We start from the raw sequence: 16,184 nt of genomic DNA, 5'->3' as shown, positions 1-16,184 counted from the left end.
CTCTTTTTCTATTGTACCCTTTTTCTACAAAAAGATTGAAAATAATGCGTATTCATATTTAGGAATAAAAAAGGAGATGCGGCATTTTTCAGCCACATCTCCTTATCACTTCAAAATCATTGCGTTACTTGTTGCTAAACAGCTTTTTCATGACCTCTGATAAAAACGGTATTCAAAAGCTTGCATCTGCGGCATTAAGCCCAAACAGATGAAAAACATGAGAAGCTGTTTTTATCTGCTCGTTCTTACTGCTTGTTGCAGTACAGCTTTTTCATGACCTCTGATAAACGGTGTTCAAGTAGCTGACATTCGACATTAGTTCAGGTCAAAGCGCTACTTTCACAACCGCTCTTTCAACCATGTTTTCCGAGTATTTCCAATGATAAGCGGAACAGTTTCATGTTTTACTTCGCTGTACTCTAGCCCAAACCATGTTTCTGGCGAGGTAGCGATTTTTTTGATTGCCAGTTTTGCCTGCATGATTTGACGTTGCCATTTTCCTAGAGTTGTCACATTGGAAACTACTTCATCAATCAGGACAAATTGGAAATCGCCAACTTCTCGCCCTGGTGTCAGAGAGTATCTTTGTGGCTGTTTTGGCAAACGGCCTTGTTTCATCAAATCATGGATGACTTGGCGAACATATACGTTGATTTCCTGTTGGACCCTGAAACCTAAGAACAGATTCACTTGGACAATAAAATCAGTGTCCATCATGTCTACTTGATATTCTTTCGTATATGGCTCATCCGTTACTTCAACATGAACAAACCAATAAACTCGTGCTCTTTTAGGCCGTTTATCTAAAATCGAATAGATGAACTGTCGGCCAACTTTATCTTCATCCATATCAGGAACCAAGAAGACCACATTTGTCTGATAGATTGGTAAAGACGTATCATCACGTAATTCTCTAAGCTGCGGGATATAATCTCTCAAAGACACATCCTCGGTTGACGATTCGCGAATAATGTTCCCTTGTTCCCAAATAAACATCACGACTAAGATGATCAAACCAATCAGAACGGCTACAAAACCGCCTCGGAAGAATTTGACAACACTTGAGATAAAGAAAACGACTTCTATCGCACCGAAGAAAAAGGTAACTAAATATGCAAGCCAACGAGAATGCCCATTTTGGATAAGATAAAAGTAAAGCAGTGCTGTTGTCATCAACATCGTCACAGTGATCGATAGACCGTAAGCAGCTTCCATATGATGAGACGTTCGGAATGTGACAACCACTAGAGAACAGGCGATCCATAAAATCAGATTGACTGCTGGGATATACATTTGCCCGATACTGTTCCCAGGATACATGATCTTTAACCGAGGCAGCAGTTTCAACTTGATTGCTTCTGAAACTAGCGTAAACGACCCTGTAATCAATGCTTGCGAAGCAATGACTGCAGCGACTGTTGCAAAAGCAACGCCGATCACGATCCAACTTTGAGGCATCATTTGGAAGAATGGATTCAGGTTCTTGATTTGCTGTGCTTCAGGGTTTTGATAAACATTCAACAACCACGCAGCCTGCCCAAAATAATTGATAACCAAACAAATTTTGACGTAAGGCCAGCTCAGACGAATATTTCGTTTGCCGACATGTCCAAGATCGGAATAAAGCGCCTCTGCACCTGTCGTAGCCAGGAAAATATTTCCAAGAATGAACAAGCCTAATTTGTTATCTGCACTAAAAAGCAGCTGGATTGCGTAATAAGGGTTCAATGCACGGAGAACTGTCCAGTCTTGACTGAAGTTCATTAATCCCATTACGCCTAAAAAAGTAAACCAAGCGAACATGATTGGTCCGAATGCTTTTCCGACAATATCTGTACCAAAGCGTTGGACCATGAATAAAACAAAAATAATAACTAAAGTGATAATGACGATCACGTTCTGGTTATTACCGAACCGGTCAAAAAACTGCGGAATTCCTCGCAAGCCTTCAATCGCAGTCGTTACCGTCACAGCAGGGGTCAATACCCCATCTGCTAGTAAGGCAGCTCCTCCGATCATTGCAGGAATGATCAAATATTTCCCACCTTTTCGGACAAGTGTGTAGAGTGAGAAAATTCCACCTTCACCATGGTTATCTGCATTCAATGCAATCACGACATATTTGATTGTTGTCAGTAGAGTCAATGTCCAAAAAATCAATGAGACTGATCCGATAACAAAATCAGGATTGATTCCTGACAATCCGCCATTATCTTCAATAATCGATTTCATAACGTAAAGCGGACTTGTCCCGATGTCTCCGTAGACGACTCCCATCGCTACAAGCAGGCCAGCCATTGATATCTTTTTGGTATTGTGCGTTGTTGCCACGTTTTTCCCTCATTTCTTGTTATATGGATATCCTTTAGGTAAGCTTGAATGATAGATGATATTCTTATCCATGACACCCGCTTTCCTAAATTGCTTCTAATTATCCAAGTAACACACTGAAGTGTCAACTTATTTGAATAAAATTATTCTTTCTTTGGACGTTCTCTGATACGTCTTGCCACAAATGAATAAAGAGCAAGGCAAAAAATTGCACCCAATAATGCTGGTATCAAATAAAAACCGCCGAGTTCCGGTCCCAGTGGTCCTAGTAAAAATTCGCCGAGCCAACTACCTAAAAAACCGATAATGATATTTCCAGATACGCCTCCCGGGACTTCCTTTCCTAAAATTGCGCCAGCTATCAAACCTAATATACCGCCGATAAATAACGACCATAAAAAATTCAGCATCTCCTTTCCCTCCTTTATCCATATTTCTCACTTTTATTTTACGCTTTATTCAGAAGGACTCCAAAAATATGCGCCAAGAAACTCCAGAAAAAAAAAGTTGTGACAAAAGTGTTCAGCTTATTTCCGTAGAAGCTGCTTCTGGAACACCGTGAATCAGAGGTTGTGAAATCAGCGGTTTGACCTGAGTATTAGAGAAACAAACGGAAAAATAGTTCCTCATATTTTGCCGTTTTTTGAGCTAATATCGAGGGACAGCTGATTGAACACCGTTTATTGGAGAGGTTGTAAAAAAACTGTTCTGCATCAAGTAATAAGAACAGCTAAGTAAAAACAGCTCCTAATGTTTTTAACTTGGCTGGACTTATTACCGCAGATGCAAGCTTTTGAACGCCGTTTATTCGAAAAAAAAGGACTGTGACACGGCTTTTGTCACAGTCCCCTTTTTTCGAATAATTATTGTTCCCCTGTCACCTTCACGATCACAAGTACATTATTCCTATGAATTAAATTATTTTTCTTCATTTTTCGTTGAACCATCTTCGTTCAACATTGCTTTTCTTGACAGATTTACGCGTCCTTGTTTATCGATTTCAGTTACTTTCACAAGGATCTCATCACCTAGTTTAACAACATCTTCGACTTTATTGACACGATCGTTTGCTAATTGGGAAATATGGACAAGTCCATCTTTTCTTTTGATCAAGTTGACGAATGCACCGAATTTTTCGATACGGACAACTTTCCCTAGATAAACTTCACCAACTTTGACTTCTTTGGTCAAATCTTCGATGATCTTGATAGCTTTTTTGATCATTTCTGCATCAGCTGAAGCAATACTTACTTTTCCATCTTGATCGATATCGATTTTCACACCAGTTTCATCGATGATTCCGTTGATCGTATCGCCGCCTTTACCGATAACATCTTTGATTTTAGCAGGTTCGATCTGGATCATTTCGATTTTTGGTGCATATTGGCTTAATTCTTCACGTGGAGCAGCAATCGTTGAAGTCAATTCTTCTAAGATTTCCATACGTGCTTGTTTTGCTTGAGTTAATGCTTCAGTTAGGATTTGTTCTGTGATTCCTTGAATCTTGATATCCATCTGTAAAGCAGTGATACCATCTTTTGTACCGGCAACTTTAAAGTCCATATCGCCAAGATGATCTTCCAGCCCTTGGATATCAGTTAGGATCGTATAGTTTTCACCATCAGAAACAAGTCCCATCGCAATGCCGGCGACTGGTGCTTTGATTGGTACACCTGCATCCATCAATGCTAATGTGCCAGCACAGATACTTGCTTGGGAAGAAGAACCATTTGATTCCAATACTTCTGCTACTAAACGGATCGTATAAGGAAATTCTTCTTCTGAAGGGATTACTTGTGCTAACGCACGTTCACCTAATGCGCCATGTCCGATTTCCCGACGCCCTGGAGAGCCTGCACGTCCTGTAGAACCAACAGAAAATTGAGGGAAATTGTAGTGGTGGATGAATCGTTTGCTGACTTCCACCCCTAAACCATCAATGATTTGGTGCTCTCCTAGAGGTGCGAGTGTACAAGCTGATAAAGCTTGTGTTTGTCCTCGTGTGAACAAACCTGATCCATGTACACGTGGCAATAAGCTGACCTCTGATGACAATGGACGGATTTCATCCAATTTACGCCCGTCAGGACGGATCTTATCGATGGTGATCAATTCACGTACGACATCTTTTTCAAGATCTTCTGTGATTTGTTTAACTTCTTTCAACAAGTGATCTTCATCTTCATGACCTGCAAATTTCTCAGCATAAGCTTCGCGGATATCGATCTTCACTTGCTCGATATTATCTTCGCGAGCAAGTTTTTCTTCAGTCATTACTGCTGCTTTCATTGTAGCGTAAGAAGCATCAAAGATTTCTTTTTTCAATACTTCATCAACTTGCAGTAAAGTCACTTCCATTTTTTCTTTCCCTACTGCTTGAACGATTTCTTCTTGGAAAGCAACTAACTCTTTGATAGCGTCAAAACCAAACAGCAATGCACCAAGCATGTCTTCTTCTGAAACTTCTTTCGCGCCGCTTTCAACCATATTGATGGCTTGTTTCGTTCCGGCAACAGTCAATTCGATATCTGTTTGTTCTGCTTGTTCTACTGTTGGATTCAAGACGTACTCGCCATTTACACGACCAACTTCTACGCCTGCGATTGGGCCGTCAAATGGGATATCTGAGATTGATAGTGCTAAAGAAGAACCTAGCATTGCTGCCATAGCTGGCGAGCAGTCTGTTTCTACACTCATCACGATGTTCGTTACTTGGACTTCATTACGGAAGCCTTCTGCAAACATCGGGCGAATTGGACGGTCGATCAAACGGGCAGTCAATGTGGCTTCCGTACTTGGACGGCCTTCTCGTTTGATGAAACCTCCAGGGATTTTCCCTGCTGCATACATTTTTTCTTCATAATTGATCGTTAATGGGAAAAAGTCTGTATCTTTTGCTTCTTTAGAGGCCACAGCTGCACTTAAGACTACTGTATCTCCATAACGGACTAAAACGGCTCCGTTTGCTTGTTTTGCTAGCTGACCGACTTCGATTTGTAAGGGACGGCCACCCCATGTCGTTTTGAATACTTGTTTTTCTGACATAACTTCTCCTTTTCCTTCTCGTGAAAGCAAGACGCTACTAAACAAATGAAAACTGCCGAAAGCCGTCTTTTGAGCAGCTTTCATTTGGTTAGTAGGAGTCCATCTAGCTTGATCACGGAATTTTACTTAATTGATATACGAGTAAAAAAAGTGAGATTCATGTGAATCCCACTCTTTTTGACTAAAATTAACGACGCAAGCCTAAACGTTTGATCAATTCGCGGTAACGTTGAACGTCAGTTTTACGTAAGTAAGCTAACAAGTTACGGCGGTGACCAACTTTTTTCATTAGGCCGCGGTATGAATGATGGTCTTTTTTGTGCACGCGTGCATGTTCATTCAAGTGGTTGATTTCTTCAGTTAATACAGCGATTTGTACTTCTGGAGAACCAGTATCCCCTTCATGGCGAGCGTATTCGTTGATGATTTCATTCTTGCGTTCTTTTGAAATTGCCATTTCTTTCACCTCTTTCGATTATTCCCCTGCGACTGAGTAAAACGTTGGTGATTCGCTTAACCAAGTGGCAGGTCATGTGCCTAGAGCACACAGCTATACTTTACCTGAAACCGGGTTGAAAATCAAGTAGTTAATCATTAAGAAAAGGTAGTTTTCAAACAATCTTACTACTACTTTTCCATTTTTGTGGTAAACTATAATGCGAAAATAGACTTGAAACACAGTCTTTTAAGAAAGGGGTACATATTCCATGATTACAATGGATGATATCATTCGTGAAGGAAATCCGACCTTACGCGAAGTTGCAAAAGAAGTTTCTCTTCCATTAAGCGAAGAAGATATCTCTTTAGGAAAAGAGATGCTTGAGTTCTTAAAAAACAGCCAAGATCCAATCAAAGCTGAAGAACTACACTTACGAGGCGGTGTTGGCTTAGCTGCTCCTCAATTAGATATTTCTAAAAGAATCATTGCTGTTCACGTACCAAGTCCTGACCCAGAGGCAGATGGACCTTCTCTAAGTACTGTTATGTATAATCCTAAAATTTTGAGCCATTCTGTTCAAGATGCTTGTTTAGGGGAAGGTGAAGGCTGTTTATCTGTTGATCGAGAAGTACCAGGATATGTTGTTCGCCATGCCAAAATCACTGTGTCTTATTATGATATGAATGCTGAAAAACACAAGATTCGTTTGAAGAATTATGAATCGATCGTCGTTCAACATGAAATCGACCATATCAACGGTGTGATGTTCTATGACCACATCAACGATCAAAATCCATTTGCACTAAAAGAAGGCGTATTGGTGATCGAGTAGAGAATTGGCAGGTTCCTTCGATACTATGCTACAAGAAAGCTTTATAAAAAAGGGGAGTGCTCAAAAGCTGCGCTTCCCTTTTTTATGTTTCTCCACTAATCGAAATTTAGATAGACATCTAGAAATCGCAATTCCAAAAAATTCTGTGTATTGGATACGCATCTTTTCTTATTTTTTCTTATTTCTTCCATATGGGTGTTTATCTCAGAGATGATAGAATAGTTTCTAGGATAAAAAGTAGCAGCTACGATGTTATCCTTCGTAGAGGATTCCTGCTTCAGCTAGTTTTTGTTTGATGTTTTTCAGCATATGCTTTTCTGGGTAGCGGATCGTATGCAGATGGATGCCGCCTGTTAATTCGGATAACAAAGTAGCATTACTTTTTTGATAACGTCTCATAAAGGAATCGATATCTTGTGGCGTTTTGATGTGCAAAGTTCCTGCTAACTCACCGTAAAGGGGATGTTCCACAATTACATCAATGATTTCACCACCATTTTCAACGATTAGTCTCAGTTCTTCTTCTGTTTGATCTTTTCCATGCTGGACAGCGATTTTACTGATGTGCCCAGTATTGGTTTCTTCTGTTTCGAGGATATAACCTCTTGCTGTTGCCACGATACTTTTACCTGCAGCTCGTAGTAAAGCAATATCGCCTACAATGATCTGACGGCTGACTCCAAAAGTTTTCGCAAACTTGCTAGCACTCACTGGTTTTTCTGTATTTGCCAAGGTTTGCATGATTTGTTTTCGCCGTGTCTCTCCTTCGATCACACTTATTCCTCCTTCATTTTGTTTTGGTATTCGCGCGAGTGTTTCATCAAATCAACATACGTGTCTGTTATTGTTTCCTTATATCCCTTATTTTTCAGCAGACTAACAACTTTATCCAATACTTGCTGCTCTCTTTTTGCATCATAAACTGCTTGGTTTTCTTCTTTTTTCACTTGTCCTATTTTAGTTACCGTATCCATTCTTTTTTCTAATAAAGCAACCAACTCTCGATCGATCATATCGATCTTATGACGTAATGTTTCAAGAGACTCTTCTGTTAGTTCTTCCTCTACTGTCTTGATGATACGAGCAGGATTTCCTGCAATCACTACATTGTCGGGAAAAGATTTGGTCACAACCGAACCTGCGCCGACTACTACGTTGTCCCCTAGAGTGACACCCGGCGTGACGATAACTCCTCCGCCTAACCAAACATTATTACCGATTTTAATGGGTTTTGCGTACTCCAGACCGCTGTTACGTTTCACTGGATGTAGTGGATGCGTCGCCGTGTAAAGCTGGACATTCGGAGCGAACATGCAGTTATCACCGATTTCAATCGTGCTGACATCTAAAAATGTACAATTGAAATTTGCATAAAAATTCTCCCCAACAAATATATTATATCCGTAATCAAAATTGATAACTGGCTCCATATAGATTTTTTTCCCTGTACGGCCAAAAGTCTCTTTCAACAATTGGGATCGCAGTTCCGCTGATTCTGCTTGGTTGATGATTTGGCTTTGACTTCTTGCAAACATACGGTCGGCAACCAGCTCAGGATCATTGGCAAAATAAAGCTCGCCTGCAATCATTTTTTCTTTTTCGGTTTTGAATTCAGTCATAATCTGCTCCTAATTCTTGTATTTTTTTGAAAACAACCGCTCCGTCTTCTTGAATAAACGTATAAGGCTCCGCTAAATAAACAGGCGTTTGATTGATTACTAAGATTTTGGCTGACGGCTGGCGAAACTGTACCAGATCACAAAACGGATGAACTTGAAAACTCGTTCCAACAATGACGATCAGCTCTGCTTGGCTGACGGCATAAGCCGCCTGCTCCATGACTCCATCTTGAAACCCTTCACCATATAACACGATGTCTGGGCGTATTTGTCCTCCGCATGCTTGATGTTTGTCGCTGTGAAGATATTCTTTCCAGTCTACCGTTTGTTGACACTTTCGACAATGACATTGATACAGACTCCCATGAAAATTGACGAGTTGCGGGCTTTTAGCCTTTGCGTGCAAACCGTCGATGTTTTGGGAAACAACCCAAACATTTTTTTCTTTCGCTAGATGTGCTATTTCCAAATGAATGATATTGGGTTTTGCTTCAGGATGATAAATCTTTTTGACAAATTGATAGAATTTATCCGGTTCATTCACCATTGCTTGATGACTCAGCAAGTATTCCGGCTGCTCCATCCCGTGGTAGATTCCTGACAAAGATCGATAGTCTGGCACTCCAGAAGGTGTGGATACCCCTGCACCGGTCAAAAATGTAATTTGCTGATAAGCTAATATCTCTTTTGCTGCTTCGTCTACTGTTAATTGTTTCATGTTTTGTCACCTCACTTTCCATTATAGCCCATACTCGAACAAATTTATTGTTGAAAAGTCAGAAAAATGGGAATAAAAAAGTGTTATGGGCATTTGAGTAATTTATCACAATGTTCACTGACAAAAGAATGAAAACGTGTTACAATACTGCTGTATAAAAGTGAGGTGAATCGATATGTTACCATTCTTTATTTATTGGGGCGTTATTCTGGCTTGTATCGCCTGGTTAGCGTTAAGCGTTTATTTCTCTGTTTTTTATCTTGTACGCAAAGAAAATGGAAATCTTTGGGCTTTTGCTTTATTCAACGTGATTGCCGCAATTGTTTTAGCCATTACATTAGCCGTATATCGAACATGGGGCTGGGGAATCACCCAATACTCAAGTTTGATTTATCTAATATTAGCCATTTATGGCGTCGTTGTTATTTTGCAAGCGATCCTAGGACGCGAGCCAAAGAAAGCGGCAGCTTAAATGATCGAGATGGAACTGGACACAGGAAATTTTCTGTTTCAGTTCTTTTTTTATTGTATTACATACATTTTTGTGTATAATTATACTATCGTTTACAATGGATAGATGATTCACATTTTGATTCTTTTTTCGGTAAAAGTAAAGATTTCTATATTTATCAGTATTTTTTCAAAAAACAGCAGTTATAGATTGACAAAGCCTTTCGAGTATCGTAAACTTTTTTTGTATAAATAACTGAATACGAGATGCCTCAATCAATGAGGTAGAGGTCGCGAGAATCATTAACCCTGTGGAGTGAAGCAAACATGGAGAAGCAGGAATAGGGAGGATCGCCGAAATGTGCACTTTTTTGCTTGGAGTGTATGTTGGGACGCAAGTTAAGAGCTTGCGGACTGTCTTAGCAGTGATGCTAAGTTGCGCTATGTTTTGTGAGAGGTTTATCACCTTATGGAATTTTAGCGGCCTTTTTATATCTATAAATCGGTCGCTTTTTATTTTTTCAGATAAAGCTTTACCGCATTTCATCTAGACCGCTCGTGTATCATATAATCAGAAAGGGAGAAAAAAATGAAAAAAAATATGGTTTCAGTTGCCGTACTATTTGCTTTTGTCTTCTCACTATTCAGTGTGGGATCTCTGGCAAATGCAGATGAAAAAACACCGAGCGATGAGTTTCGCGTAGGTATGGAGGCTGGGTATGCACCCTTCAACTGGTCTCAACAAACAGATGAGAATAATGCCTTGCCAATTCAAGGCCAAAATAGTTACGCCGGCGGTTATGATGTTCAAATCGCTAAAAAAGTAGCAGATGGTTTAGGGAAAAAATTAGTCATCGTCCAAACGAAATGGGATGGTCTGGCTCCTGCCCTTCAATCAGGCAAGATCGACGCGATCATCGCCGGAATGAGCCCTACTGCTGAACGACGAAAAGAAATTGATTTTACCGATCCTTATTACGAATCACAATTAGTAGTAGTAGTTCAAAAAGATAGCAAATATGCAAAAGCAAAAAGTTTAGCAGATCTTTCTGGAGCAAAGATCACTGCTCAGTTAAATACATTCCACTATACCGTGATCGATCAGATACCAGATGTGCAGAAACAACAAGCAATGGATAATTTCTCAGCAATGAGAACAGCTTTAGCTTCTGGAATGATCGATGGTTATGTCAGCGAACGTCCGGAAGGTGTAACGGCAACTAGTGTGAACAAAGACTTGGAAATGCTTGAATTCAGCGGTGCAGATGGCTTCCAGACAAACCCGGAAGATGTTCAGATTTCTGTTGGTATGCGTAAAGGCGACCCGGATATCCAAAAAGTAAACCAGATTCTTTCTGGCATCTCTAACGATGAACGAACCAAAATTATGGACCAAGCAGTCAAAGATCAGCCTGCTGCAACTGATAGTGAAGAAAAACCTGGCATCATTTCTGATTTCACTACGATTTGGAAACAATACGGTAATATGTTCTTACGAGGTGCTGGACTTACCTTGTTCATCGCATTGATCGGGACAGTTGTCGGTACTACACTTGGATTACTGATTGGTGTCTTCCGTTCGGTACCTGAATCAGGAAATGCACTGACTCGCTTCTTCCAAAAAATCGGAAATGCACTTCTTTCTATCTATGTCGAAGTATTCCGCGGGACACCGATGATGGTACAAGCAATGGTCATCTTCTACGGTCTGGCACTCGCTTTTGGCATTTCATTGAACCGAACGATTGCCGCTTTGTTTATTGTCTCTCTCAATACTGGAGCTTACATGACAGAGATCGTTCGTGGGGGGATTTTTGCAGTAGATGAAGGGCAGTTCGAAGCTGCGCAAGCCATTGGTATGACCCATGGCCAAACGATGAGAAAAGTTGTTATTCCACAAGTTTTACGGAATATCTTGCCAGCAACAGGAAATGAGTTTGTTATCAATATCAAAGATACAGCAGTTTTAAGTGTAATCGGCGTAGCTGATTTGTTCTTCCAAGGAAACTCTGCTTCCGGTGCGAATTTCCAATTCTTCCAAACATTTACGATCGTCGGGATCATCTACTTAGTCATGACCTTTACGATCACCAGAATCCTGCGGGCGGTAGAAAAGAAAATCGATGGTCCTTCAGCTTATACCAAGCTTGAAGAAATCGACAATTCAAATTTGCAGGAATAAGGAGGAAGAATCATGAATGAAAAAATTATTGAAATCAATCATCTAAGAAAAAGCTTCGGTGAAAATGAAGTATTGAAAGATATCAGCGTAACAGTCAATAAAGGTGAAGTTGTGACGATCATCGGTTCTTCCGGTTCTGGTAAATCTACTTTCTTGCGCTGTATCAATTTACTGGAAAAACCAACAGGCGGCGAGATCATTTATAATGGAGAAAATGTATTAGCTCCTAAATATAATTTACCTAAATATCGAACGAATCTAGGTATGGTTTTCCAATCTTTCAACCTGTTCAACAATATGAACGTCTTGGAAAACTGTATGTCTGGTCAAACAACTGTCCTGAAACGAGATAAAGAAACTGCCAAAAAAGTAGCAATCGAAAATCTGGAAAAAGTTGGTATGGATCGTTATATCGAAGCCAAACCAGCACAATTATCTGGTGGACAGAAACAGCGTGTCGCAATTGCTCGGGCATTATCAATGAATCCAGATGTATTGCTATTCGACGAACCTACTTCGGCGTTAGACCCTGAAATGGTTGGTGAAGTGCTTAATACGATCAAAGACTTAGCACATACTGGCTTGACAATGCTTATCGTGACGCATGAGATGGAATTTGCAAAAGATGTATCTGACCGTGTCATTTTTATGGATAAAGGTGTGATTGCAGAAGAAGGTACACCAGAAGATATCTTTGTCCATCCGAAAGAAGAACGTACAAAAGAATTCCTTTCACGTATTTTAAATGCTTAGGATCAATAGCTGATCGAGACAGGGAGCTGCGGTGTTTACCGCAGTTCTTTTTTATGAATTACTCATAAAAGGTAAATTTCTGAAAATTTTGGAATCTTAGTTGTGTTTTTCAGAAAACTCTCTTAATATGGAAGTAATTAAACTTTTTTAGTTAGGATGATTTAAAAATGAATGAAGAGCAAGAACTGCAGCGTGGACTGAAAAATAGACATGTCCAACTGATTTCTATTGGCGGAGCGATTGGAACGGGGTTGTTTTTAGGTTCCGGAAAGTCTATCCAGCTAGCTGGCCCTTCGATATTGCTCGCCTATCTTATTACTGGATGCATCTGTTTTTTCATTATGCGTGCGTTAGGCGAACTTCTGTTATCAAATACCAATAACCATTCTTTTCTGGATTTTGTTGCAGAATATCTTGGCAAAAAAGCGGCTTTCATCACTGGCTGGACGTATTGGTTCTGCTGGGTATCGATTGCAATGGCCGATTTAACAGCCATCGGAATGTATGTACGCTACTGGGCGCCTGGTGTTCCTCAGTGGCTTCCTGAACTGATTGCATTAGGTCTTCTTCTTTGCTTGAATATGGTGGCTGTCTCATTGTTTGGTGAGTTAGAGTTTTGGTTTGCATTGATCAAAGTTGTAGCGATCATTGCCTTTATCCTCGTAGGAGCTTATATGATCCTCACCCACTATACGACAGATATTGGCACAGCCAGTATCACGAATCTATGGTCTCATGGCGGATTCTTTCCAACTGGTGCAAAAGGATTTATCTTAGCTTTCCAAATGGTAACCTTTGCTTTTGCTGGGATAGAATTAGTTGGATTAGTCGCTGGAGAAACAGAAAGTCCTGAAAAAGTGTTGCCGGAAGCTATCAATAATATTCCTATCAGGATCATCTTATTTTACTTAGGATCTCTTTTTGTCATTATGGCAATCTATCCATGGAACAGCTTGAATCCAGATAACAGTCCATTTGTAGAAGTATTTTCGGAAATTGGGATCACGATTGCTGCTTCCTTGATCAATTTAGTCGTATTAAGTGCAGCAGCTTCTGCCTGCAACAGTGCAATATATAGTACAGGACGTATGCTTCGTTCTTTAGCGCAAGAAGGCAGTGCCCCTAAAAAATTCAAAAAGTTAACAACACATCATGTGCCAGGGAATGCTTTGACATTTTCTACTATCGTCATTTTCATTTCTGTTATCTTGAATTATGTTATGCCTAGTGAAGTATTCACACTAGTAAGCAGTATTGCCACTACTTGTTTCTTGTTTATCTGGAGTATGCTTGTCTACACGCACATGAAATATCGTAAAAGTATCCTCGGCAAAAAAGCTCATTCATTTAAAATGCCGTTGTACCCATTTAGTAATTATCTGGTATTTCTTTACATGGCCTTTGTGTGTGTCGTCTTGTTCCTAGGAAAAGATACGAGAATCGCTTTATTACTAACACCTGTGTGGTTCTTGCTTCTATTACTGATCTATCATATGAAATATGAACGTAAGAAGTAAGAAAGTAGTTGTGACAGAAGTGGTCAGCTTCGAGAAATAAGAAGGAATTTACGAAAATTGCTTCTTAAATTTTTGTGAAATTTCGGCTTATTTCTTGGAGTTAAACGCTTCTGTCCCAGCCTCTTTTCTATTTCCCCGGAAACAACCGCTGATAATAGGCATCTGCTTTTTTATAGGAAAAAATCCAAATACCAGATACAAAAAAACGTCCGAATAACCCGATCAACGGTACAAAAAAGACACCGGCAATCAAGCATAAGTTAATCATCATGGAGATAAGACTTCGACGGTCCTTTGACAAAACTCTCACGACATGGGAATCTGGTTTATTTGCTTTCATGATTTGCCTCATCAAGATACCAAAAGAAAAACTCCACATCGTGTATACTAAGACATAAGCCATCTTAGGCCAAAAAGCTTCAGGGTTACGCCCGACCCAACTAGTAACAGAAGGACATAAAGTCAGCCAGAAGAACCAAAAGATATTCGACCAGACCACTCGGTAATTAATTCGTTCTGCCATCTGAAATATACGATGATGGTTCACCCAGATCACCGCAACAAATATAAAGCTGATGGTATAAGCTAATAATGTATTTCGGATGACCCATAAAGAATGAAAGCTAGATGGATTAGGGATCTTGATCTCTAATACAAGAACTGTCAAAACAATGGCTACCACTTCATCAGTAAATGCTTCTAATCTCGACTTTGTCACGATGATTCCTCCTCAGATGATTCAGCGCTTTTATTTTATCACTTACGTTATTAAATAACCATCGTTTTATATAGGAAATTTTCTGAAAATTGTTGCATATTTTTCGAAATTTTGTTACTTTTAAAAAAACCGTAAAGGAGTTATGTATGACAAAAAAATTATCATTTAAAGACTATCTTTTTATAGGCTCCATGCTTTTCGGTCTATTTTTTGGTGCTGGAAATCTTATCTTTCCCGTTCACTTGGGACAAGAAGCAGGCGCAGCTACCTTTTGGGCGAATCTAGGTTTCTTGGTTACCGGTATCGGTCTTCCCTTCTTAGGGGTGATTGCCATTGGTGTATCGAAAAGCTCAGGTGTATATGAATTAGCAAAACGGATAAATCAAACATATGCGATGGTTTTTACCATCTTGCTTTACTTAGTTATCGGACCGTTTTTTGCTTTACCTCGCCTTGCAACCACATCTTTCGAGATTGGTTTAGCACCATTTATCGATCCTAGCAGACAGACGCTATATCTAGCAATTTTCAGTATTGTATTTTTTGTGCTGGCTTGGTGGTTTTCAAGAAAACCGACAAAGATATTAGATTATGTTGGAAAGTTCCTGAATCCTGTATTTTTGGTTTTATTAGGTGCTTTGCTTCTCCTTGCTTTTTTGAATCCACTAGGTTCTGTAAATCAAGCGCCTATTCAGCCAAATTATCAAGAGCATGCTTTTTTCACAGGGTTTACTCAAGGATATAACACATTAGATGCGCTTGCTGCTTTAGCATTTGGGATCATCATTGTCACAACAATCCAAAACATGGGTGTAACAAAACCTGCTGAAATCGCTAAAGACACGATCAAATCTGGTGCGATCAGCATTATATTGATGGGAATCATTTATACTTTGCTCGCTTATTTAGGTGCTATGAGCTTAGGTAGCTTTGCTCTAAGTGAAAATGGCGGGATCACGCTGGCTCAGATTGCTGATCATTATTTAGGTACTTATGGCAGTATCTTATTAGCATTTATCGTTATATTAGCTTGTTTGAAGACCGGTATTGGTTTGATTACAGCTTTTGCAGAAACATTCACAGATTTGTTTCCGCAAAGAAATTACGCATTCTTTGTTGCACTTGCTAGTATCCTTCCTTGTTTAGCGGCAAACGTAGGCTTGACGAATATCATTCAATTTTCGTTGCCTATTTTGATGTTCATCTATCCATTAGCAATGACACTGATTTTACTAGTGTTAGTTGGTCCTTTGTTTAAGCAGCGTACGGCTGTTTATCGAATGACTACTTATTTTACATTGATTGCTTCGATTTTTGATGGGTTGAACGCTTGCCCAGAAACTATCAAACAAACACCTATTGTTCAAAATCTTTTACATGTTGCGGAAAGCTACTTGCCGTTTTTCAAATTGGGGATGGGGTGGATCGTACCAGCAGTTATCGGTTTTGTTATCGGACTGATTTGGAGTTTCGCTAAGAAAGAAGAAGTAGCAGATTGATAAAAGAGGTTGTGAAAGAGACGTTCAGCCTTGAGCAATAAAAAGTAATTTTGAAAAATAGCTTCTCATATTTTACAAAAT

Annotated in this window: 14 protein-coding genes and 1 riboswitch; of the genes, 6 read left to right on the top strand and 8 right to left on the bottom strand. The window is 39.7% G+C overall.

Annotation, left to right across the window (positions count from 1 at the left end):
• Positions 1–339: 339 nt before the first annotated feature.
• The 4 genes from MKX69_RS00810 to rpsO form a co-directional block, all read right to left on the bottom strand.
• Positions 340–2,331: a KUP/HAK/KT family potassium transporter gene (locus MKX69_RS00810; protein WP_341008340.1), complete on the bottom strand. Its 1,992-nt coding sequence runs from the start codon at positions 2,329–2,331 to the stop codon at positions 340–342.
• 143 nt (positions 2,332–2,474) lie between these two features.
• Positions 2,475–2,741 (bottom strand): GlsB/YeaQ/YmgE family stress response membrane protein, encoded by a 267-nt coding sequence (locus MKX69_RS00805; protein ID WP_002289280.1) that lies wholly within the window; start codon positions 2,739–2,741, stop codon positions 2,475–2,477.
• 508 nt (positions 2,742–3,249) lie between these two features.
• Positions 3,250–5,376 carry a polyribonucleotide nucleotidyltransferase gene (gene pnp / locus MKX69_RS00800; RefSeq protein WP_341010473.1) on the bottom strand — a complete coding sequence of 709 codons (2,127 nt, stop codon included), beginning with the start codon at positions 5,374–5,376 and terminating at the stop codon, positions 3,250–3,252.
• A gap of 187 nt (positions 5,377–5,563) precedes the next feature.
• Positions 5,564–5,833, bottom strand: a complete 270-nt coding sequence (gene rpsO / locus MKX69_RS00795) for a 30S ribosomal protein S15 (RefSeq protein ID WP_002289282.1) — start codon at positions 5,831–5,833, stop codon at positions 5,564–5,566.
• 250 nt (positions 5,834–6,083) lie between these two features.
• Here rpsO and def point away from each other — a divergent pair, with 250 nt between their 5' ends.
• Positions 6,084–6,647 (top strand): peptide deformylase, encoded by a 564-nt coding sequence (def, locus tag MKX69_RS00790; RefSeq protein WP_341008337.1) that lies wholly within the window; start codon positions 6,084–6,086, stop codon positions 6,645–6,647.
• A 252-nt stretch (positions 6,648–6,899) separates the two neighbouring features.
• Here the strand turns inward: def and MKX69_RS00785 are convergent, their stop codons facing one another.
• The 3 genes from MKX69_RS00785 to MKX69_RS00775 are packed head-to-tail and all read right to left on the bottom strand — an operon-like array spanning position 6,900 to position 8,984.
• A complete protein-coding gene (locus MKX69_RS00785; RefSeq protein WP_002294232.1) occupies positions 6,900–7,421 on the bottom strand; it encodes a transcription repressor NadR in 522 nt (173 codons plus the stop codon).
• Positions 7,422–7,423: 2 nt separating this feature from the next.
• Positions 7,424–8,266, bottom strand: a complete 843-nt coding sequence (locus MKX69_RS00780) for a chorismate mutase (RefSeq protein WP_002294234.1) — start codon at positions 8,264–8,266, stop codon at positions 7,424–7,426.
• Positions 8,259–8,984, bottom strand: a complete 726-nt coding sequence (locus tag MKX69_RS00775; RefSeq protein ID WP_002297083.1) for an NAD-dependent protein deacylase — start codon at positions 8,982–8,984, stop codon at positions 8,259–8,261. Before MKX69_RS00775 ends, MKX69_RS00780 begins: the two co-directional genes overlap by 8 nt.
• Positions 8,985–9,159: 175 nt before the next feature.
• Between MKX69_RS00775 and MKX69_RS00770 the strand changes: the two genes are divergently transcribed.
• The 4 genes from MKX69_RS00770 (at position 9,160) to MKX69_RS00755 (ending at position 13,886) form a co-directional block, all read left to right on the top strand.
• Positions 9,160–9,456: a hypothetical protein gene (locus MKX69_RS00770; RefSeq protein ID WP_086324352.1), complete on the top strand. Its 297-nt coding sequence runs from the start codon at positions 9,160–9,162 to the stop codon at positions 9,454–9,456.
• A 255-nt stretch (positions 9,457–9,711) separates the two neighbouring features.
• A riboswitch (Lysine riboswitch) is annotated at positions 9,712–9,886 on the top strand.
• 137 nt (positions 9,887–10,023) lie between these two features.
• Positions 10,024–11,616 (top strand): ABC transporter permease subunit, encoded by a 1,593-nt coding sequence (locus MKX69_RS00765; RefSeq protein ID WP_002297081.1) that lies wholly within the window; start codon positions 10,024–10,026, stop codon positions 11,614–11,616.
• A 12-nt stretch (positions 11,617–11,628) separates the two neighbouring features.
• Positions 11,629–12,369: an amino acid ABC transporter ATP-binding protein gene (locus MKX69_RS00760; protein WP_002317066.1), complete on the top strand. Its 741-nt coding sequence runs from the start codon at positions 11,629–11,631 to the stop codon at positions 12,367–12,369.
• A gap of 167 nt (positions 12,370–12,536) precedes the next feature.
• Positions 12,537–13,886, top strand: coding sequence for an amino acid permease (locus tag MKX69_RS00755; RefSeq protein ID WP_341008332.1), 1,350 nt, complete (start codon positions 12,537–12,539; stop codon positions 13,884–13,886).
• 127 nt (positions 13,887–14,013) lie between these two features.
• Here the strand turns inward: MKX69_RS00755 and MKX69_RS00750 are convergent, their stop codons facing one another.
• Positions 14,014–14,604: a TMEM175 family protein gene (locus MKX69_RS00750; protein ID WP_341008330.1), complete on the bottom strand. Its 591-nt coding sequence runs from the start codon at positions 14,602–14,604 to the stop codon at positions 14,014–14,016.
• A gap of 146 nt (positions 14,605–14,750) precedes the next feature.
• Here MKX69_RS00750 and brnQ point away from each other — a divergent pair, with 146 nt between their 5' ends.
• Positions 14,751–16,103, top strand: a complete 1,353-nt coding sequence (brnQ, locus tag MKX69_RS00745) for a branched-chain amino acid transport system II carrier protein (protein WP_341008329.1) — start codon at positions 14,751–14,753, stop codon at positions 16,101–16,103.
• The last annotated feature ends 81 nt before the right edge of the window (positions 16,104–16,184 follow it).

Origin of the sequence: Enterococcus sp. FSL R5-0957 (genome assembly GCF_038008005.1) — a bacterium.
Classification (GTDB): domain Bacteria; phylum Bacillota; class Bacilli; order Lactobacillales; family Enterococcaceae; genus Enterococcus_B; species Enterococcus_B faecium.
Note: the sequence above shows the minus strand (reverse complement) of the source record. Positions and strands in the feature narration are given on the sequence as shown.

Coding starts and splice junctions, on each gene's coding strand:
- MKX69_RS00805 (WP_002289280.1), bottom strand. CDS start 2,741: ATGCTGAATTTTTTATGGTCGTTATTTATCGGCGGTATATTAGGTTTG.
- pnp (WP_341010473.1), bottom strand. CDS start 5,376: ATGTCAGAAAAACAAGTATTCAAAACGACATGGGGTGGCCGTCCCTTA.
- rpsO (WP_002289282.1), bottom strand. CDS start 5,833: ATGGCAATTTCAAAAGAACGCAAGAATGAAATCATCAACGAATACGCT.
- def (WP_341008337.1), top strand. CDS start 6,084: ATGATTACAATGGATGATATCATTCGTGAAGGAAATCCGACCTTACGC.
- MKX69_RS00780 (WP_002294234.1), bottom strand. CDS start 8,266: ATGACTGAATTCAAAACCGAAAAAGAAAAAATGATTGCAGGCGAGCTT.
- MKX69_RS00775 (WP_002297083.1), bottom strand. CDS start 8,984: ATGAAACAATTAACAGTAGACGAAGCAGCAAAAGAGATATTAGCTTAT.
- MKX69_RS00770 (WP_086324352.1), top strand. CDS start 9,160: ATGTTACCATTCTTTATTTATTGGGGCGTTATTCTGGCTTGTATCGCC.
- MKX69_RS00765 (WP_002297081.1), top strand. CDS start 10,024: ATGAAAAAAAATATGGTTTCAGTTGCCGTACTATTTGCTTTTGTCTTC.
- MKX69_RS00760 (WP_002317066.1), top strand. CDS start 11,629: ATGAATGAAAAAATTATTGAAATCAATCATCTAAGAAAAAGCTTCGGT.
- MKX69_RS00755 (WP_341008332.1), top strand. CDS start 12,537: ATGAATGAAGAGCAAGAACTGCAGCGTGGACTGAAAAATAGACATGTC.
- brnQ (WP_341008329.1), top strand. CDS start 14,751: ATGACAAAAAAATTATCATTTAAAGACTATCTTTTTATAGGCTCCATG.